The 19,006-nt window shown below is 62.1% G+C and carries 16 protein-coding genes and 1 pseudogene; 4 read left to right on the forward strand and 13 right to left on the reverse strand.

The window, feature by feature from the left end:
* Positions 1-27: 27 nt before the first annotated feature.
* From FVP60_RS03835 to FVP60_RS03850, 4 genes are read right to left on the reverse strand one after another with little or no spacing between them, the layout of a single operon-like run.
* The gene (locus FVP60_RS03835; protein ID WP_147824916.1) at positions 28-918 is read right to left on the reverse strand and encodes a glycosyltransferase; all 891 of its coding nucleotides are present in this window, start codon (positions 916-918) and stop codon (positions 28-30) included.
* The gene (locus FVP60_RS03840) at positions 915-2,843 is read right to left on the reverse strand and encodes a DUF6541 family protein (RefSeq protein WP_147824917.1); all 1,929 of its coding nucleotides are present in this window, start codon (positions 2,841-2,843) and stop codon (positions 915-917) included. The genes FVP60_RS03835 and FVP60_RS03840 overlap by 4 nt, the downstream gene beginning before the upstream one ends.
* Before the next feature lie 7 nt (positions 2,844-2,850).
* On the reverse strand, positions 2,851-3,786 hold the full coding sequence (locus FVP60_RS03845; RefSeq protein WP_147824918.1) for a glycosyltransferase family 2 protein: 936 nt from the start codon (positions 3,784-3,786) through the stop codon (positions 2,851-2,853).
* A complete protein-coding gene (locus FVP60_RS03850) occupies positions 3,756-5,444 on the reverse strand; it encodes a glycosyltransferase (RefSeq protein ID WP_147824919.1) in 1,689 nt (562 codons plus the stop codon). Before FVP60_RS03850 ends, FVP60_RS03845 begins: the two co-directional genes overlap by 31 nt.
* A 195-nt stretch (positions 5,445-5,639) precedes the next feature.
* Here FVP60_RS03850 and FVP60_RS03855 point away from each other — a divergent pair, with 195 nt between their 5' ends.
* Both FVP60_RS03855 and FVP60_RS03860 read left to right on the forward strand, forming a co-directional pair.
* Entirely contained in the window at positions 5,640-6,518 is an 879-nt protein-coding gene (locus FVP60_RS03855) for an ABC transporter permease (protein WP_147824920.1), read from the forward strand.
* A 139-nt stretch (positions 6,519-6,657) separates the two neighbouring features.
* Positions 6,658-7,242: pseudogene (locus FVP60_RS03860) on the forward strand (ABC transporter ATP-binding protein); the annotation flags it as partial.
* A 115-nt stretch (positions 7,243-7,357) separates the two neighbouring features.
* Here FVP60_RS03860 and FVP60_RS03865 read toward each other — a convergent pair.
* The 6 genes from FVP60_RS03865 to FVP60_RS03890 form a co-directional block, all read right to left on the reverse strand.
* Positions 7,358-8,458 carry a glycosyltransferase gene (locus FVP60_RS03865; protein WP_147824922.1) on the reverse strand — a complete coding sequence of 367 codons (1,101 nt, stop codon included), beginning with the start codon at positions 8,456-8,458 and terminating at the stop codon, positions 7,358-7,360.
* 22 nt (positions 8,459-8,480) lie between these two features.
* On the reverse strand, positions 8,481-9,893 hold the full coding sequence (locus tag FVP60_RS03870; protein ID WP_147824923.1) for an LCP family protein: 1,413 nt from the start codon (positions 9,891-9,893) through the stop codon (positions 8,481-8,483).
* A complete protein-coding gene (purE, locus tag FVP60_RS03875; protein WP_147825498.1) occupies positions 9,890-10,357 on the reverse strand; it encodes a 5-(carboxyamino)imidazole ribonucleotide mutase in 468 nt (155 codons plus the stop codon). Before purE ends, FVP60_RS03870 begins: the two co-directional genes overlap by 4 nt.
* Before the next feature lie 129 nt (positions 10,358-10,486).
* Positions 10,487-11,614 carry a 5-(carboxyamino)imidazole ribonucleotide synthase gene (locus FVP60_RS03880; RefSeq protein ID WP_425463441.1) on the reverse strand — a complete coding sequence of 376 codons (1,128 nt, stop codon included), beginning with the start codon at positions 11,612-11,614 and terminating at the stop codon, positions 10,487-10,489.
* A 103-nt stretch (positions 11,615-11,717) separates the two neighbouring features.
* Positions 11,718-12,263, reverse strand: coding sequence for a PH domain-containing protein (locus FVP60_RS03885; protein ID WP_246132446.1), 546 nt, complete (start codon positions 12,261-12,263; stop codon positions 11,718-11,720).
* A 72-nt stretch (positions 12,264-12,335) separates the two neighbouring features.
* Positions 12,336-13,115, reverse strand: a complete 780-nt coding sequence (locus FVP60_RS03890; protein WP_147824925.1) for a biotin--[acetyl-CoA-carboxylase] ligase — start codon at positions 13,113-13,115, stop codon at positions 12,336-12,338.
* A 51-nt stretch (positions 13,116-13,166) separates the two neighbouring features.
* Here FVP60_RS03890 and FVP60_RS03895 point away from each other — a divergent pair, with 51 nt between their 5' ends.
* Both FVP60_RS03895 and FVP60_RS03900 read left to right on the forward strand, forming a co-directional pair.
* Positions 13,167-14,816: an acyl-CoA carboxylase subunit beta gene (locus tag FVP60_RS03895; RefSeq protein WP_147824926.1), complete on the forward strand. Its 1,650-nt coding sequence runs from the start codon at positions 13,167-13,169 to the stop codon at positions 14,814-14,816.
* Positions 14,813-15,031, forward strand: a complete 219-nt coding sequence (locus FVP60_RS03900) for an acyl-CoA carboxylase subunit epsilon (protein WP_147824927.1) — start codon at positions 14,813-14,815, stop codon at positions 15,029-15,031. Before FVP60_RS03895 ends, FVP60_RS03900 begins: the two co-directional genes overlap by 4 nt.
* 1,032 nt (positions 15,032-16,063) lie before the next feature.
* Here the strand turns inward: FVP60_RS03900 and FVP60_RS03910 are convergent.
* Genes FVP60_RS03910 through FVP60_RS03920 form a run of 3 tightly spaced genes read right to left on the reverse strand, consistent with a single transcriptional unit; the run spans position 16,064 to position 18,985 of the window.
* Positions 16,064-17,134, reverse strand: coding sequence for a hypothetical protein (locus tag FVP60_RS03910; RefSeq protein WP_147824929.1), 1,071 nt, complete (start codon positions 17,132-17,134; stop codon positions 16,064-16,066).
* Positions 17,131-18,324, reverse strand: coding sequence for a sensor histidine kinase (locus FVP60_RS03915; protein ID WP_147824930.1), 1,194 nt, complete (start codon positions 18,322-18,324; stop codon positions 17,131-17,133). Before FVP60_RS03915 ends, FVP60_RS03910 begins: the two co-directional genes overlap by 4 nt.
* Positions 18,311-18,985, reverse strand: a complete 675-nt coding sequence (locus FVP60_RS03920) for a response regulator (protein WP_147824931.1) — start codon at positions 18,983-18,985, stop codon at positions 18,311-18,313. Before FVP60_RS03920 ends, FVP60_RS03915 begins: the two co-directional genes overlap by 14 nt.
* Between the last annotated feature and the right edge of the window lie 21 nt (positions 18,986-19,006).

The following is a 19,006-nucleotide window of genomic DNA, read 5'->3' on the forward strand; positions in this document are numbered from 1 at the left end:
GCACGGTCTGTGCCACGGTGCTCTCGCTCAGATCGCGAAAACGTGCGCCAGAGTCGATTGTAGTCCAGCCCGACTTCCGTGCCTGAGAACGCCCGGGATTTCGGTGATCGCATGTAGCCGAGACATCAGCCTGATGCGCGCGGTGCGCGCGGTGCGCTTAAATCCATGCTGTTTCGCGAGTGCGATCGCCTTCTTGTAGTACGTTCGCTCGTCGCGGAAGCGACGACCATCCATGATCGTCTTCTGCGATGCACTCGCACCATGTCGACGGTAGGAGAAGGCGAGCTCCGGGGTATATGCGAGAGCGCCGCCCTGGAACGCGATGTCCATGAGGAGAGCGAGATCCTGGATGATGGGCAGCCCATCGCGAAAGTCGATGCGCTTTAGCGTTTCCGTCTTGAAGGTCAGCGAAGGCCAATACAGCCAATCGCCGCGAATCAAGCTCGTAGCCATCTCCTCGCCACGCAGGACGGCAACGCCATTTGAGATCTTGGGAGCAAGGAGCCCCTGCTTGACACGGTCAACCAGGGGTGTACCCACGACGCCATGCTCATCGATGATTTCAACGCCAGGCTGGATTACGTCAACGTCTGGGAATGCTGAAATCGTGCGGTGAATCACGTCTAGGTAGTTCGGGTGCAACAGGTCATCGCATCCCAAGATGGAAATAAACTCCGTCGTCGCCCGTGAAATCGCCTCGCGATAGTTGTCGGTGATGCCAAGGTTTTTCTCGTTACGGATGTACGTGATGCGATCGTCATCCAGTGCCGAAAAATAGTCCGCAACGGTGAGATCTGGGTACTGATCGTCCAACACGATCAGTTTCCAGTCATCACGAGTCTGAGCGCGAACGGAGTCCACCGTCTCGTACAGGAGTCCGGGGTCTCCCCAGAAGGGAAGGAAGATTTCGATGGTCATTTGGGAGCCTCACATGCTGTGATTTCAAACAGCCGAGCACCGGGTTCCTCGGCAACCAATGAAACGTTGTCGGATGAAGACAGGTTGTCCAGGCCCGCAAACGTAGCCGCGGGATGATCCATGAAGTCTCCGCCGTCGAACTCCAGTGCAAATTGCACATTGTTTTCCAAAATTGCCGCGCAAAGCTCAGAAGATACCGCGTCGCCATCGAGCGCGTCATTTATCACGGCGACGTCGGCCGGAGTATCCATGAGCACGTGAGGCATCAAGACCTCTCGCCCGCTGATACCCCAAGCGAACCCGCTCCCGTTCCATGGATTAACCGCGATCACCGCTTCGGCGGGCACTAGATCCCCCAGGCGCATCATCAAGTCGAACTCGCCTTGACTGAGGATCGGACCAGCACCATGCCCGTCCCCGTACGTGTAAGCGATATCGGCTTTGGCCTGGTCCATTGCAGCTCCCTGCGCTCCGAGGACGCCCAGCGCGATAGCCGCCATGCCTATGGCGATCCGAGCCCGCCTAGAGCGCGCGAGGCGGCTCACCCGACGCACGATCCACATGGCTCCTAACGCAGTGAGTGGGATGACAGCAATAACCCAAATCGACGCGAGCCTGGGAGCATTGTTGTACCACGGACCCGTTAGCCAGGCTCGAACAAGCTCCGACGGTGACCCGGCCACGACGATGTAAAGGCCGCTTCCGGCCAATGCCATTCCGAGTGCGGTAGCCCTGCCCAGCGTTGGGTGGACCAACGCGACGACAGTTCCAGTCAATGTCAACGCTGCGACGAGCCACGCGGCGGGATAGCCGTAAGGTGCGGCCATCACCACATCACCGATCGCTTGAGCGAAGCTCCCCGTCGTCGGCCAATAGATCTGGTCCGCTGGCGGCCTAACCACACGCCAGATTCCAATCCCGATCACCACAATCCCAGCCAACGAGCTGGCTATTGTGACGCGCCGTTGAGCAGTCACTGCCCGTCGGAATGCCACCACCGCGGAGACGACAACGGCGGCGAAGCCAAGCGCGATCACGCCAAGAAGTGCTCCAGGGTGCGCGACAGCGATTCCCGGGATCGTGAGGAGTAACACGAGTCCAGTATCGAATCGCCCACCCAGCTTGCCGGGTCTCACCAGCCGGATTAGGAGCCCAATGCCCACCGGTGCAATCGCGAGACCAAGAAATAGCGGGTAAAGCGTGCCGTAGTGAAGGGGCAGGTACGGGAACGCGGGGAACGCTGAGGAGAGGATGCCCGCCCCAATCGTGACTGCTCGCCCCCCGCCCATGAGCACTCGAACAAGATAGACGGCGGATAGCGGCCAAACTAGTGCAGCAACGATCACTATTGTCGCGTTTGTCGACGCGACGACTGACGCACCTGAACACTGCGCAACGAGAGAGACAAGGGCATGCCAACCGGATGGGTAGAAGGCGAGGCTCTCGTTGGACGTCATGGTTCCGAGCCAGAAAGGCGACGCATTCGCCGTCTGCAGCACATACTGGGTCGCGTTGAGGTGGAAGAAGTTGTCGTATCTTTGCGAGAAGAGCTCAGGACTTTGGATCGCGCGGAGAAGGATAAAGGAAATTACCAGGCCAGGAATCGCGATTGCGGCCAGACTTGCCCATGACGGCAGGCGCCAGCGGACACTCCTCCGCTGGTCGCGACTGATGTAGCGCGACCACCCCCATCCAGCAAGACACGCGATTGCAGTCAATCCGACCACCGGCGCAATGGACCATCGAATCGAGAACCATCCGCCGAGCACGGATGCGACGACTATCAGCGAGACACTTAGCGGTGCAGCCAACGCCGCCGCATGCCACCCACGTAGGCGCAACGAAAGCGCAACGGCAGCCCCTGGGCCGACAATTACCGCGATCGCCACCAGAACGGTGGGGACAAACTCAATCCACGTTGTCATGGCGCTTCTAGGCTCGCGTCAGAGGAACATCGTCAACATGTGAGACTTTCGGATTGAACGTGATTCCTCGCAGCCATTTGCCCATGAGTTTCCCCCTCAGTTGAATCGCAACCCGCCCCCGGCGCAACGACACGAATAGTCGCATTCCGAACTCGACGTAGTAGAGGAAACCGCGATGGTGAAGTAGGTACGATGATTCGTTGCGTACTCCGTAGGCAAACTTCCATACGTTCTTCGAGTTAACATCCGCGAAGTTGACGCCTTTGTTTTCGCCCATGTCGTGCGTCACCACGCTATCGAGTACCTGCACTCCCGGACACCGGTGGGTGAGGCGCATCGTATATTCCTTGTCATCGAACCAGATGAAGTACTCGGAGTATGGCAAACCGTATTCCGCGATCGCCCACCGTGGAATTAGCACCGAGACGAAAGAGCAGCTCGTCACCATGACATTCTGCTGCCCCTTGATCAGCAGACGTCCCCAGTCCCATGTCGGGACAGGGTTGTTCATCTCGCAAAGCGTGTCGTCAACGAATTTCACCGCTGAGCACGCGAAGGGAACATCCGGACCGAGCTCCGCAACCGCTTCGTCGAAACCGACCACGAGATTCTGGAGTGCGGTTTCGGACGGATAGCAGTCATCGTCCATGATCCACACGTGGTCAGCTCCCGCGCGGTATCCGCGACTCATGCCTTCTGCGAATCCGCCGGCACCACCCGTGTTTTCCTTCATCGTGACAATCTCAACGTTCAACGTGCTCGTCAGCGAGCTCAGATACTGATCCGTACCGTCTGTCGATGCATTGTCGATGATGATGAGGGTTGACGGCTGGAGCGTTTGCGCCTCGATGGACGAGATAACGGTCTTGAGTTTGTCCAGACGGTTGAACGTCACTACGACTGCTGCAACGTTTACCACTGTGAAACCTCCTGCGCGAACCATGCGTTCGCTGATTGATGTGAAAGCAAAACAGCCTCCGATTGCCTTTCAACTTCCCACAGTTCGCGGCGAGCCTGTTCATCGACAGACAGAACAGCCAGCTTTTCGAAAAGCGAGCGCACAGCGGAGCGTGCATAACGCGGTGCGAGAGCATCGGGCGGAACAATATCCGATTGCGCTCCAACGTCTGTTGAGATCACGGGCACCCCCGCCGCAAGCGCCTCAAAGGTTGTGAGCGTCAATCCTTCGTTGTGCGAAGAAACCACAAGCAAGTGCGACTCAGCCAGTGTCTGAGCAACAGGAACAGAAGAGTCGCGACGTTCGATAATGCTCTCCAGCCCTTCAGCGCGGATGAGATCATCCATGAGCCCCGAGAGTTCCCCATCGCCGTGCATGATGTAGCGCAACCCAAGGTTGGCTTTTCGCGCGCGGGCAACAATTTCAATGAACACTTCCGGCGCCTTCTGCCGGCTCATGCGTCCAATGAAGGCGACCGTGAAAGTTTCTCCCGGCGCCTTCTCACGGAAGGTGCCGTCCTCAGGATTCGCAGTCAGTCCGATGAGCGGCGCCATGACGAGAGTCGCGGGATCGATATTTTGCACATTCGTCATCCAGCGCTCAAGGGCGGGCGAGATCACATGGTGAGTCGTGATCGCGTCAGCAACGAGTGCGCTACTAACCGGATAGCCGCCACCTCGATACTCGACAATGTGAGTCGAGTCCACCACAGGCAAGTTTGGCCGCGAAGCGCGGATCCAGTGCAGTCGGTCGTACAGCCACTGATTGTGGTGTACCACGACGCCATGCACATCAAAGTTGGTGAAGACTGCCCGCAAGAGTTCTTCGACCCCGGGCGTTTGAGAGAGCGCCGTGGGCTCGGAGAATGGGATCACGATGGCGCCGTCGAACTCCGGGCGCGTGATAAGCGGATGGTGTGAATCGCGGTTGCTGATGACGATCGGCAAGAAACCCGCCTCGCGGATAAGACGTACGGTTTCGAATGCCCAGCGCTCCGCACCACCGGTTTCTAACCAGTGCATTCCCACGATGACTGCCTTAGGCGCTCCGTCGAACGCTGCCGGCGCGGGAACGATCTCATTTTCCTGGTGGTTCCCACCGGGGGCAAACTCTGCCTCATATGCGCGACGCTCAACGGCGTGCGTCAGTGGATAACGATGTCGCAAGAGTTCGAGATCGCGTGCGTCGTCGTACAACAAGGGTGTTTTTGCTCGGACAGCGCTCATCACCTTGCGGATGGGGTCTCGTGCGATGTTGCGCGGTGGGTCATACTTCAGGACGGCATCGCGCGAAATGTGGATGTGTCGACGCGGTGGAGCGATGAGTTCCCGCGCGTGCTCCGTCCCCGCCCAGCGGGCCGGATCCTCAGCGCGCATGAGACTCTCGATCCGGAGAGTGCGCGTCCGATTGCGATTATGGCGCGATCTTCCAGTGAATGTCGAATCATCGGAAGTACGCGGCGTGGTTTCCCAGTTGCCATCGTAAAAGTGGACCTCAAGAACCCGTTCCGGTGCCATGAGTGCGTGAAAATTCAACGCGCCTACGGTGATTCGAGCTTCGCGCTTTGAAAGCTCCGGGAAGTATGGGGGGTCACCAAGAATGCGGAAGAGTGCCGGCTGGCCGAGAACGAATTCGATGGTCACTGGAACGCTTTCAGATATGGAGCTCGGATAACCTCCAAAGCCTACCAATGGGTAACCTGGAGACTGCCGAATGTCCGCCGCGCACTCAGGGATGATACTGTACGGCTCCCCTTGAATGACCAGGGGCCGACCACGAACTTACTATGATGAAATGACGTTCTGACCCGAGGAGCGTGCGGAGGTGAAGGATAGGCTGTGCCCGATGCAACTGTGAGCGACACCAAATTGGTGTCTCCCGGCGGCCAATCTGGCCTGTTCGATGTCTTTAGGCGACGGTACCTCCTCAGCCTCATCATCAAGAAAGAGGTGGGGCTGCGTTATCGCGGCTCGGCCTTTGGCTGGCTGTGGTCTTATGTCAAGCCGCTCATCCAGTTCTTGGTCTTCTTCTTCGCCCTCGGCGTGTTCATGGGCATGAACCGGGCGATCGAGTTCTACCCGATTTACCTGCTGGCTGGTATCACCGTCACGACGTTCTTTAACGAAGCGTTCATGAACGGCACGCGTTCCCTCATTGACAACGCGGCCCTCATCAAGAAGATCTACTTCCCGCGGCAGATGTTCCCGATCGCATCCACACTGGTCGCACTCGTCAATACGATCCCGCAAATCATCGTTGTCGCTATCATCGCGATCTTCTTCGGCTGGACCCCGTCCTTCCTCCACATCGCGGCCATCGTTGCGGGACTGATCATCATCATCATGCTCGCCACCGGCCTTGGCATGCTGTTCGGTGCGATCAACGTCACGTTCCGCGATGCCCAAAGCTTCGTCGAAATCATCACCATGATCTCGGTGTGGGCCTCCCCCGTCATGTACAAGTGGACGATGGTGGCATCCGAGGTTCCGAACTGGCTCTTCCAGCTCTACCTCCTCAACCCCATCACCGTGGCGGTGGAGCTCTTTCACTACGGTCTCTGGATTCCGCTCGGCCCCGAAACAGCCGGCGTTGCCGACACCACCATCCCCGAGCTCGGTATGCACGCCTTGATCGCCTTCATCATCGCGATCGTTGTTCTCATCTGCGGCGAACTCGTCTTCCGCCGTCTGGAGGGTCGTTTTGCCCAAGACCTCTAATGCCACGCTCCCCCGCATCGTCGTCGACGACGTGCACAAGTCGTTCCGCCTGCGCCACACGCACTCCATCAAAGAGACCGCGATGGCCGCGATCAAGCGCAAGAAGCTGACCAGCGACTTTCACGCACTCAACGGCGTCTCGTTCGAAATTGGCGAGGGCGAAGCCGTCGCACTCATGGGCTTCAACGGCTCCGGCAAGTCAACGATGCTCAAGATGATCTCGGGAGTCATCTCCCCCGACACCGGCAAGGTGCAAACCCGCGGGCGCGTCGCCGGCCTCATCGAAGTCGGTGCAGGTTTTCACCCCGACCTGTCCGGCCGCGAAAACATCTTCCTCAACGCCGCCATCCTCGGCATGAGCAAAAAAGAGACCGAAGCGGCGTACGAATCCATCGTCGAGTTCAGCGAGATCGAGCAGTTCATTGACACCGAGGTCAAGCACTACTCCTCGGGTATGTTTCTGCGCCTCGCGTTCTCCGTCGCGATCCACACCGAGCAAGACGTGCTGCTGATCGACGAGATCCTCTCGGTCGGCGATGAGCCGTTCCAGCGCAAGTGCATCGCACGCATCCGCGAAATGCACGCCGCAGGCAAGACACTCGTGGTGGTCTCTCACGACCTCAACATGGTCGCCGACCTCTGCGAACGCGGCATCGTGCTGCGCGATGGCAAGGTGCGCTTCGACGGCGAATCACACGAGGCCGTCGCCGTCATGCGCGAGTAGCCGCGCCCCAGCACCCCAAGCAGGCACCGGAACCACAAAAGAGACACCGGAACCACAAGCCGCGCAAGCGTGGGTCGCGTCGCGAAACCGCGGAGCCTCACCGCGGCAGCAGAACCTACAGTTCGGCGTGCAGCTGCCACACCTGCTCGGCCGCGCTCTGCCACGAGTAGGCGCGCCCGCGGTCGCTGGAAAGCACCCGCAGACGCTCGGCCTCGTCGCCGACAGCCTGCGCGACGGCATCCTTGAGGTCGCTGGCAGCAACAACCAATCCACCGTCGCCAACCACCTCACGGTGCAGCGCGCTGTCTGTTGCCACCACGGGAATGCCGAGCCGCAGCGCCTCGATGATCCGCCACGGCCACGCCACGCGCGAACCCGCAAACACCGCAACGTCGGCTCGGTCCATCACCGCGGCCCGGTCTGCGGCATCCATCACGCCACGCACGTGCACATGACGCTGCGCAATCCCGGCGGCCTCAGCCATATCGGCGATCTGTGGTTCCGTACCCTCTGCGGCACCCACAATCACCACGTCACGCTCGGCAGTCACGCCACCCGCCGCGCCCGCCAGAGCATCCGCAATGTCTGCTGGCGGCATGTCGTCAATCGGAACCACCACAAACGATGCCGGAATATTGTGGTCGCGGAGGCGAGCGACGGCGTCGCTCGGAACCACAAAGCGCGAGGGCGCCGCCCCGGCGATGACGCGAATACGCTCGCCGAATCGGTGGCGCTCGCTGAGCTTTTCGGCGAGCGCGAAGCTCGGCACCACGATCGCGTCAGCATGCTTGACGGCGCGCTTCAGCATCGCGCGCGTCCACAGGCGCTGCGTCTTCGTCATGCTGGCCTTGGATTCCCACGCGTCGTAGTTCCACAGCGTGACAACGGTTTGATCGCCGCGATTCGCCCGGTCATGGCGCACGAGCGGCGCCATCAGCGAGGCCGAATGGATCAACCCGCCGCCGACGGTTCCGCTGATACCGAGCTGCCACGACGCCGCCAACTCGCGCCGCCCAAACCCCACGGGTTGCACTTCACGCAGCCCAGAAAAGGATGAGGCGAGGTGTTCATCACCGCTCGGCACGATCGCCGCCACATCGCACCCACGCGGGGTCGACGCAATGAGCGCTTGCAAAAGATCACCACTGGCCTGTTCGAGGTCAGCATCGGTTGGCGCGACCAGCTGGTCGGCAACGAAGCGAAGCGTCACACCCATATCGCTATGCTGGCGCACGCGCCTAGCCTTCACCACCCTCGTCTTCTGGCGCGGCGGGGTGCAGCGTGTCTTGCATCATCTGCTGAATCGCGGCATAGTCCGGGTAATCGGGGTCAACCAGCGGCGGAACCAGCTCGATCGAAACCATCTCCAACTGCTGCGACTTCTCGGCAAGGCCCGCGAGCTTGCTCAACAGCCCCTTCGGAATGTCGGTGTCGACCAGATCACTTCCGGCCTGCGCGATGTCTTGGAAGCGCAGCAGCACCGTCTGTGGGTCAAACTGCGCCAGAATCGCGGCCTGCAGCTCGCGCTGGCGGCGCATGCGATCCCAGTCGCTCGTGGTGTACCGCGAGCGTGCGTACCATTGCGCGGTATCGCCATCCATGTGCTGTTGGCCGGCCTCGATCCAGCCGATCGCCCACTCGTCGGCACTCTGGCCCTCGTACGCCGGGCCGCCGCCCTTGGGCAGCCGCTCGATCACGTTGATGTCAACGTCGCCGAGAGCATCGATGAGCGCGGCGAAGTGGTTCATGTCGATAAACGCGTAGTACGGAATCTCCATGCCGAGCACGCCCTCGGCGGCATCCTTCGTTGCCTCGATGCCGGGGGTGGAACCATTGGCAACGGCGTCGGGGTAGAGCGCTGCGCCGTCGCGGCAGAGTCCGAGCTCGGTGTTCAGCTGGTTAATCTTGCCCTCCCAGCCACACTCGGAGTCAACGTGCCCCTCGTAGCCGTTGGGGTACAGGTCTTGCATGGGCCCCGGCGCAAACGGCACACCCGGCATATCGCGCGGAATACCGGTGATCGTCACCTGGCCGGTCTCGGCATTGACCGACACCACAGAAATGCTGTCGAAGCGCATCGAATCGCGGCCCTCGCCGCTGTCGGCACCGAGCAGCAAAATGTTGTAATACCCGTCAACAGGTTCGGCGACCGGCCCGTCTTGAAACACGCTGTCGAGCGTCTCGCCCGTCACGCCAACAATGTTGGCGGCATAGAGCGCGCCGCCGCTGCTGACCACCATGAGGGCGGTCGCAAGCGCCGCAATACCGATGCGGGCACCGTTTCTCGCCCGCACAAACTTCACCAGGCGCAAGGTGTCAACGGCCAGCACCAGCCAGAGCACGGCGTAAGCAATCATGATGATGCGCGCCAGGTACAGCAGCCACGTCTGATCCAGCACAATGAAGAACCAGTCGCGTGCGAAGAAAAACACGATGAGGCCAACCAGCGCGATAAACCACAGCGTCAGCGTCGCGGCAAGTCCCACGCGCCCCAGCTTGCGGTTGCCAGCAAGCACCTGTGCGGAACCAGGAATGAAGAATCCGAGCAGCACCAGCCACCAGCCGCGTCGCGTCATCACATCGGCGCTGGTGACGTCTGGATACCGCATCGGCTTGGTCGTGCGGGCGGCGCCGCTGCGGGCCGCCGTCATAGGGACGCCTTGAGGCGCGCGTTCTTCTCCTCGACCTGAGCCTCAAGCTCGCGCGCGTACGCTTCAATGCGATCGCCGATGGCTTCATCGCTGGCGCCGAGAATGCGTGCCGCCAGAAGCCCGGCATTTTTCGCACCGCCGATCGATACCGTTGCAACCGGAATTCCCGCTGGCATTTGCACGATCGAGAGCAGCGAATCCATGCCGTCAAGCAGGGCAAGCGGAACCGGCACGCCAATCACCGGAAGCGCTGTCACCGATGCCAGCATGCCCGGCAGGTGCGCTGCACCACCGGCACCGGCGATAATCACCTTGATACCGCGCGCCCGCGCCGTGGTTCCGTACTCATGCAGTTTCGCGGGCGTGCGGTGAGCCGAAACGACCTCGACCTCGTGGGCGATGCCAAACTCGGTGAGGGCTGCGGAGGCGTCAGCCATCACGCGCCAGTCCGAGTCGGAGCCCATGACGACTCCGACGAGCGGCGATTCAGACGAGTGCAAGGGTTCAGTCACCACTCCAGGCTAGGCGTGCGGCCTGGAAATTTGCCCGTGCGGCGCGCGGATATTACCGCCCAAGTGGGCGAAAAACCGCGCTCAGGCGAAGAAATCGCGGGCGACACGAGCGGCAGCCAGGATCGCACCGGCGTCGGCACCGGCAGCGTTCACGTGCCCGACCTTGCGCCCGGGGCGCGGCTCCTTGCCGTAGGTGTGAATCTTGACGCCGGGTTCAGCAGCCATCGCGGCGTCAAAACGTGACTCCAGCGTCTGCCCCAGCGGACCGCCCAAAATGTTCAACATCACGGCATTGCCCGCCGTCGGGTTGGTCGCGCCGAGTGGCAGATCGAGCACAGCACGAAGGTGCTGCTCAAACTGGCTGGTGGCCGCGCCATCTTGCGTCCAGTGCCCACTGTTATGTGGCCGCATGGCCAGCTCGTTCACCAGGATTCGCCCGTCACGAGTCTCAAAGAGCTCGACGGCAAGCATGCCGGTCACCCCAATCCCCTCGGCAATTGCGACGCCCAGCGCCTCAGCTTCAGCGAGAAGCGCGGCGCTCGCACCGGGTGCCGGTGCGAGCACTTCAGAGCACACGCCGCCGTCTTGCACTGTCTCAACCAGCGGATACGCCACCACCTGCCCAGACGGTCGCCGAGCAACCTGCTGCGCAAGCTCGCGGGTGAAATCAACCAGCTCCTCCACAAGCAGTGCGCCACCGTTGGCATCTTCAGCGAGCGCGGCAAACCAGTCATCTGCCCCGTTCGCGCTGTCAACGACGCGAACACCCTTGCCGTCGTATCCACCGCGCGCCGTCTTCACCACGGCGCGACCACCATGAGCGTCGAGAAATGTTGCCAGTTCAGTGGAATTGGTAACCGCGGCCCAGTCTGGCTGCGGCGCGCCGAGCTCGGTGAGTCGCCTGCGCATGTCGAGCTTGTCTTGCGCGAACCGCAGCGCGTCAGCGCCCGGGTGCACCGAGATGCCTTCGGCCGTCATGGCGCGAAGCACCTCTTGCGGCACGTGTTCGTGATCAAAGGTGACGACATCAACGTCGCGCGCGAAGGCCAGCACGGTGTCAATATCGCGGTAGTCGCCGACGGCGGTTGCCGCGAGCGCGGCAGACATGCCCTCTTGCTCGGCCAGAACGCGAATCTCAACGCCCAGCTCCACCGCCGGAGCGATCATCATTCGAGCCAGTTGCCCGCCACCAATGACACCTACACGCATGAACACTCCTTCGCTCCCCTCTATTGTTCCGCATGAATGGCGCCCGCCTCACCGCGCGCTCGTGCGGACAGCGGAACCAGGTGAGACCTCGGCTTGCGGCTGGTTAGTAGCCGTACGGGAGCGCCTGCGCATCGCGGTGCGCAAGAATCTGGTTGATTTCAACCTGATCGACCAGAACCTCATGAATCAATCGCACGTTGGGTACGTTGCGAAGCAGCATCGGCGGCTCGGCTCCATTGGAGAGCGAAATTGTTCCGCCTCCCCACAGCCGCTGTAGCGGCCCGCGCGTCACCGTCATGGTGTAGCCGCGGGCGTGGCTGAGCTCGGAACGACGGTGGATGATCAGACCCGTCGTTGTAATCACTCGCCGCGTTGTGATGGTGTATCGCCGACTCAGCCATGCCAAGTACGGAACCACGACAAACAGCAGCACAATGGTTCCGGCCGCCGCCCACAGCATCCAGTTTTCGAAGCCGTCAGGCAGATTGTCGGTGAAGTAGCCCGTCGCCCCCGCTACCGCGATCAGGATGAGGCCGCTGAAAAACAACCGTCGCGATTGGCCGCGAAACCGCGCAATAAGGTGCTCCTGCGTGCCAGACCCCGGTGGCGGCATCGAGGGCCGCCCGCCAATCGTGCTGGGCTGGGTCACGATTTCATTGTGAACCAGGCCGCCGACATTGTTCTTCGCCTCGCCGCAGGTTCAGGTTTCTGTCAGCGCGAGTCAGCGCACGTGCACGACGTCTCCGGCAGACACCGTGCGCGACTCGCCATCGGCGAGAACCAGCAGGCGCCCGTCATCGTCAATGCCGGTCGCGTCGCCCGTGTAGCTCGCACCGCCAGGTAGGTGGATGGTGACAACCTTGCCGATCGTGGAACATACGGCCGAAAATCGGTCACGCAGCCCGGATCGCACGGCGTCACCGTCATGGTCGCGCAGGCTCTGAAGCTCTGCCGCCACTCGCCCGATGTAATGCGAGACGAGCAAATCGAGGTGCGCAGAACGATCGTGCATGGCAAAGCTCGTCGCGGTCTCCACCGGAGCCTGATCAGCCGTCATCGTCGTGTTGACGCCACTACCGACAATGATCGCCTCGCCTGTCGGGCTCATTTCTGCGAGGATTCCGCAGATCTTCTGGTCGCCAACCAGCACGTCGTTGGGCCACTTCGATGACACGCCACTTCCCAGTTGCGCCGCGATCGATTCGGTCATGGCAAGTCCCGCGATCAACGGCACCCAGCTGCGTGCTGGTTCCGGAACCTCGGAGGTGCGAAGCAGCACTGACAGGGCAAGGGATGCCCCCGCCGGCGCCTGCCACGAGCGGTCGAGGCGGCCGCGACCGGAGCGCTGATCATCGGTGATCAGCACAGACAAGTGGGGCCAGGTGTCTGCATCAACGCTGTGCGCGAGAAGGTCGGCATTGGTTGATCCCGTGCTCTCCACGACAGAAATGTGCGGAGAATGCGCTGCCGTAAGCGGAAAATCTGACGCGTTGATGACCATGTGCACACCCTATGCGTACCGGGCCATGCGGAGAGCACAAACTAACGATTGATGAAGTCGTTGTCGAAAGTCTCTAACGAATGCGGCAAACCCGCCGGTAGGGTTGACTCCGTGACGGACACGAACGACCTTTTCACGACCGCTGGCAAGCTCGCAGACCTGCGCGCTCGATTCAACGAGGCCATCGTTGAACCCGAGAAGCTGGCACAGGAGAAGCAGCACGCCAAGGGCAAGTTCTCGGCGCGCGAGCGCATCGAGATGTTGCTTGACCAGGGCAGCTTCGTCGAGCTCGACGAGTATGTGCGTCACCGCACCACGGCGTTCGGCATGGACAAATCGCGCCCCTACGGCGACTCGGTCGTCACCGGCGTCGGCACCATCCATGGCCGTACCGTCGCCGTCTACTCCCAAGACTTCACGACCTTTGGTGGGTCACTCGGTGAGGTCACCGGCGACAAGATCATCAAGGTGATGGACTTCGCGTTGCGCAGCGGAATTCCGATCGTCGGCATCCTCGACTCCGGCGGCGCGCGCATTCAGGAGGGCGTGCTCGCCCTGAGCAAATACGGCGAGATCTTCCGCAAGAACACCGCCGCATCTGGCGTCATCCCACAGATCTCAATCATCATGGGCCCGGCCGCTGGCGGCGCCGTGTATGGCCCGGCGCTCACCGACTTCGTCATCATGGTCGACAAGACGAGCCAGATGTTTGTGACCGGCCCCGACGTCATTAAGACGGTCACCGGCGAAGACGTCGGCATGGAAGAACTCGGCGGCGCGTACACGCACAACACGCGTTCCGGTGTCGCCCACTACCTCGCCTCCGATGAAGACGACGCGATTGACTACGCACGCACGCTGCTGTCATTCCTGCCCGACAACAACCTGTCAGAGACGCCGACCTACGCCTCGCCCTTCTCCTGGGAGACGACGGACGAAGATCGCCAGCTCAACACGATCATCCCCGACCAGCCGAACCAGCCCTACGACATGCACGAGGTCATCGGCCGCATCGTCGACGACGGTGACTTCATCGAGGTTCAGCCGCTTTTCGCGCCAAACATCGTGATCGGCTTTGGACGCCTCGAGGGCCGCACCGTCGGTATCATCGCCAACCAGCCATCGCAAATGGCCGGAACCTTGAACATTGAGGCTGGCGAGAAGGCGGCACGCTTCGTGCGATTCTGCGACTCGTTCTCGATTCCCATCGTCACGCTCGTCGATGTTCCCGGCTACCTTCCCGGTACTGACCAGGAGTGGACGGGCGTCATCCGCCGCGGCGCAAAGCTCATCTACGCCTACGCCGAGGCCACGGTTCCGATGGTCACCGTCATCCTGCGCAAGGCCTATGGCGGCGCGTACATCGTTATGGGCTCAAAGCAGCTCGGCGCCGACGTCAACCTCGCGTGGCCGACGGCCGAGATCGCGGTGATGGGCGGCCAGGGTGCCGTCAACATTCTGTACCGCAACGACCTGCGCAAGGCCGAAGAGGCCGGCGAAGACGTTAATGCGGTGCGCACGCGCCTGGCCAACGAGTACACGTACAACGTAACCAGCCCGTTCCTCGCGGCCGAGCGCGGCGAGATCGATGGCATTATCGAGCCCGCCCAGACCCGGGTCATGATCGCCAAGGCGGTTCGCGCGCTACGCGGCAAGCGTGTCGAAGGGCCATCCAAGAAGCACGGAAACATCCCGCTGTGACCGACGAGCCCGAACTGTCGCTCGCGGTCACCCGCGGCGAGCCGACGCCGGAAGAACTAGCGGCCGTCATTGCCGTGCTCTCCGAGACGTATGCCGCCGAGGTTCACGACGCGAAAAGCGCCGACAAACCCGAGCCCTCGGAGTGGATGCGCACGCGCCGACAAATGCGCAGCCCTCTGCGTCGCGACCTGGGTTTCGGCTCCTGGGCACGCTAAAAGACGAAAAATTTGCGGCCGACGCGCCCGAGAAACGAAAAAATCGGCCACTTTTGTCCCCCAAAGTACCTACAGACACGGGTCATCTGGCCGTCGCATACTGATAAGGCAAACGCATTGCGTTAGCCGGACTGCACGTCCCAGGGTAGACGTGCCAGCTTATACCCGGCTCTTGCGGGGCTGTTTTCGGGTAACAGTCTCGCCCCAGGCGGGGATGGTGTTCAGACGCCATCCCCGCTCATTCTTTTCCGCACGCCAGCACCGACGTCGCGGCCGGGGCGCATCTTCCGTCATGGAACACATCTTCAGCCAGTTTGGCCCTGGCCTGCCATCTCAACGTTGGCTAGTAACGCAATCTGACGGCGATTCGACGGTTCCACCTCGCCCCCACGTGGTTCCGCGTCGCCCCCACCTGGTTCCGCGTCGCCGCCACCTGGTTCCGCGTCGCCCCCAGGTGGTTCCCTGTCGCCCCCGGGCGGTTCCATTTGGCTTTCCGAAGCAACCGTTATGCACGGAATCGTGTGACGGGAGTGACAGAAGTGACTCATGAGGCACAATCTGCGTGCATACCGAAAAATTGCGTGCATAACGGCTGTAACCGCGACCGCCGGCGACGAAAGCGACCACGCAACCTGCGAAGCGGAACCATGGAACCTGGGAAGCGGAGCCGCGGAACCTGGGAAGCGGAGCCACGCAACCTGCGAAGCGGAACCATGGAACCTGGGAAGCGGAGCCGCGAAGCCTGCGAAGCGGAGCCACGGGGCTCCGGAACCGAGCGGCAAGAGGGCGCAGGCCGCCGTCGAAACCCCGAAACCCCGAAGCAACCGTTATGCACGGAATCATGTGACGGGAGTGACAGAAGTGACTCATGAGGCACATTGTGCGTGCATGCCGAAAAATTGCGTGCACAACGGTCGCGACCGGGGCGGCAACGGCAACGGCAACGGCAACGGCAACGGCAACGGCAACGGCAACGGCAACGGCAGCGGCAGCGGCAGCGGCAGCGGCAGCGGCAGCGGCAGCGGAGAGATCCTACGTCGCGCCGTGCGGTGCGGCTGCGCGGGCGATCTCCTGCCAGAGTTCGACCGTGTCATCGGGGGTGAGACCGTCGCCGGCGGCTGAACGGCCGACGACGGTGACGGCTGTCTCACGGTGCCGAGAGCTTCGCACGATGATTCGGGCGGAGTCAGCCCGCGAAATTGCGCCAGCGATTTCGCCACGAATGCGGGCAAGTTCGTCATCGGTGATGCCGTCGAGTCCACCTTCATCAAGCAGCGTGACGGTGCTGCCCCGGCGCCTCGCCTGTTCGATGGCGATGCGTACGCGTGAATCCAGCAGGTTTGGGGCGCGCAGTTCGTCACGCAGGGTTCCCTCGGCGACCCGAGCCTCGGCGCGGTCTTCATCGCTCACGTTGCCGCCCTGCGCGATGATTTTGGTCAGCAGCGGCCCGGCGACCTGAAGGGCAAACTGCACGCGCACACGCCGCTCACGCCGCCAGACTGACTGCGCCGCCTGCCACGCCGCCGCCGCACGCTGCAGTTCGATGAGCCGCACCGTGTCACGCGAGGCGCGATCGAGCGATGCCATGATGATCTGCGCGACACTGACCCACATGATCGCGCCGACCAGGCCAAACGAGAAGGCGCCGAGCGGCCCCAACCATGCGACCGATCCCAAGACCAGCAGCCCGATCCCAATCCAGGCGCACGTCACGCGGCGGCGAATCATGACGACCGTGAGCATCATGCCGACCCCGCCGATGTAACCGGTGGCGTAAGGCGCATCGACATGCTCGCGTCCGACGCCAATCGCGATCGCGGTCGGCGTCAACCCCGCCGTCACGATCGCCAGAATCGCCGCCCACCCCGGCAGTACGCTCGGCCCGTTTCCGCCCGCCGTCAATGGCGCATCAGCGGCCGCAGGCGAGGTGCGCGACTGCGCAAACAGGCCGATCAGTGTCACCAGCGCGACGATGCACACCGTAATGATGATCAGCACCGGATACATCACGGGGCCGGTCCAAAACAGCGTGCGTGCCGAGTGATAGGCGGTAAAGACGATTCCGACGAGCAGCAGTGCGGTACGCGTGGCGTTGAGGTTCATCGCTGCCACCTCAGGTCAATGACGGTACTGCCCGGTCGTGACGAAATCTTCGTGGTTCCGCCTACCGCTGCCATGCGCGCGTAGATCGAGGCGCGAATACCCAGACGATCGTCTGGAATTGACGCAAAGTCAATGCCGCCGCCAGTGTCACTCACCCGCACCCGGCATTCGCCGGCTCCTGCCGCCACGGTGACCTCAAGCCCCATAGCCTCGGCGTGCTGCACGGCATTGGCAATCGCCTGCGTTGCGGCGAGCGTGAGTGCTCGGGCCACGTGACCCGGAACCTCAACGTCAGCGGGAGCGGCGATCACCACGTCAACACCAAAGTCGTGGGCGGCGTTTCGCAAATCTTGCGCGATCAGGCGCGCACTAATGGGTCGCCCCAGCGCCATGCGCTCATCAGATTCGGCGTCGGCGAGGCCGGTCAAGGCTTCGCGGGCCATTCCTACAGTGAGCGCGCGTTCTCGATCGGTCGTTGCCCGCGCGGCCGAAATCAACGCCGCCATTACGCTGTCGTGCATCAGCGCCGCCATCGAAATGCGCTCCGACTCCGCAGCCTCCGTCGCCGCGGCCTGCGTGTATTCGGCCAGCGCCGTTCCGCGCGCTTCGTCCACCCGGTGCCCCGTCGCCCGAAGCGTTCGCACCAGAATCAGCAGAATGGTTCCGAGGCACAACCCAAACGAAAGATCGAACGCGTTTGCCGCCAAATACGGCTGCGCGAAGTCCACCTGCAGCATGCGAGCGACGAAGAACAGCAGCGGCAGCCCAATCGTAAACACCACCTGCCACGGCAACGACATCACCAGCACCGCCGCAATCGTTGAAATGTTCGTGACGTACCAAATCCATGGCTGCGCGTAGCCCGGATCCTTGGCGTGATCTGTCACCCACGGCCAGGCGCACAACACCAGGGTGTAGGCCAGCACGAAGACGATGGCCGTGACGCGCAGGCCCCGCCCGGTGAAACACGAGAGCACGAATGCCGCGAGGCTGGTGAACACGACGATCGTGAATGGAACATGCCACGCGCCCGCATCGGAGCTGCCGAGGGCGGCAAAAAAGGCCTGGATTCCGACGATCAGCGAGCCAACGCCGGCGGCAATCTGAACGATGCGTTCGATGCGCTTACTGGTGAAGGAACCCGCCGCAAAGACCTCTTGCCGCCCGGGAATACCCTCAGCGGCTACCACCGTGGTCTCCGTGGTCGTCGCTGAGGTCGTCGATGATGCCGTCTTCCATCGCACGCATCAGCAGATCAACCTTGGTCGGCGCGGGCCGGCCAACGTCGACGTACTTGAACCGAATGCGCGAAATATTCTCTTTCGCGGTCGAGTACGCGATGCCCAGGCGGTCGGCCACCATTTTCAGTGGCAGCCCGGCGGCATACAACCGCAGCACCTCACGCTCACGCGCCGAGAGCTGCGCATTCGCAAACACAATGTCACCCTCGACGGCCGATGCCCACTCCAGGTTGTCGAGCGGCAGCCCCTCGGCGACAGTGTTGATCGCCGACACCACATCATCGATGGGGCTCGACTTGCTAATGACGCCGGCAGCCCCTGCCGCGAGCGCCTCGCGCACGGCGGCGGGGCGGTCGGCAACGCTGTGGATGATGACGCTGGAACCATCGTGCACGACGCGGGTGACGTTGTCTGTCACCGTGGTTCCGTCGCCCAACGACAAATCGAGCACCACCACGTCAACGGGTGCCTCACCGGTGTTGACGCGCCACTGCAGGTAGGCACTGACGCTCGGACCCGCAAAGGCAACGAGGCGTCCGGCGCGGATGCATGCGGCTTCAAGGCCCAAACGAACCGACTCGTGGTCGTCAATGAGGGCGATGCGTTTCACAGCGCCAGCCTAGTTGGTTAT

The organism is Microbacterium mitrae, assembly GCF_008017445.1.
GTDB lineage: Bacteria > Actinomycetota > Actinomycetes > Actinomycetales > Microbacteriaceae > Microbacterium > Microbacterium mitrae.

Excerpts from the sequence above, each read along its gene's own strand:
- FVP60_RS03835 (WP_147824916.1), bottom strand. The coding sequence starts at position 918 with ATGACCATCGAAATCTTCCTTCCCTTCTGGGGAGACCCCGGACTCCTG.
- FVP60_RS03840 (WP_147824917.1), bottom strand. The coding sequence starts at position 2,843 with ATGACAACGTGGATTGAGTTTGTCCCCACCGTTCTGGTGGCGATCGCG.
- FVP60_RS03845 (WP_147824918.1), bottom strand. The coding sequence starts at position 3,786 with ATGGTTCGCGCAGGAGGTTTCACAGTGGTAAACGTTGCAGCAGTCGTA.
- FVP60_RS03865 (WP_147824922.1), bottom strand. The coding sequence starts at position 8,458 with ATGGGTGTGACGCTTCGCTTCGTTGCCGACCAGCTGGTCGCGCCAACC.
- FVP60_RS03870 (WP_147824923.1), bottom strand. The coding sequence starts at position 9,893 with ATGACGGCGGCCCGCAGCGGCGCCGCCCGCACGACCAAGCCGATGCGG.
- purE (WP_147825498.1), bottom strand. The coding sequence starts at position 10,357 with ATGGGCTCCGACTCGGACTGGCGCGTGATGGCTGACGCCTCCGCAGCC.
- FVP60_RS03880 (WP_425463441.1), bottom strand. The coding sequence starts at position 11,614 with ATGCGTGTAGGTGTCATTGGTGGCGGGCAACTGGCTCGAATGATGATC.
- FVP60_RS03890 (WP_147824925.1), bottom strand. The coding sequence starts at position 13,115 with ATGGTCATCAACGCGTCAGATTTTCCGCTTACGGCAGCGCATTCTCCG.
- FVP60_RS03895 (WP_147824926.1), top strand. The coding sequence starts at position 13,167 with ATGAAGTCGTTGTCGAAAGTCTCTAACGAATGCGGCAAACCCGCCGGT.
- FVP60_RS03910 (WP_147824929.1), bottom strand. The coding sequence starts at position 17,134 with ATGAACCTCAACGCCACGCGTACCGCACTGCTGCTCGTCGGAATCGTC.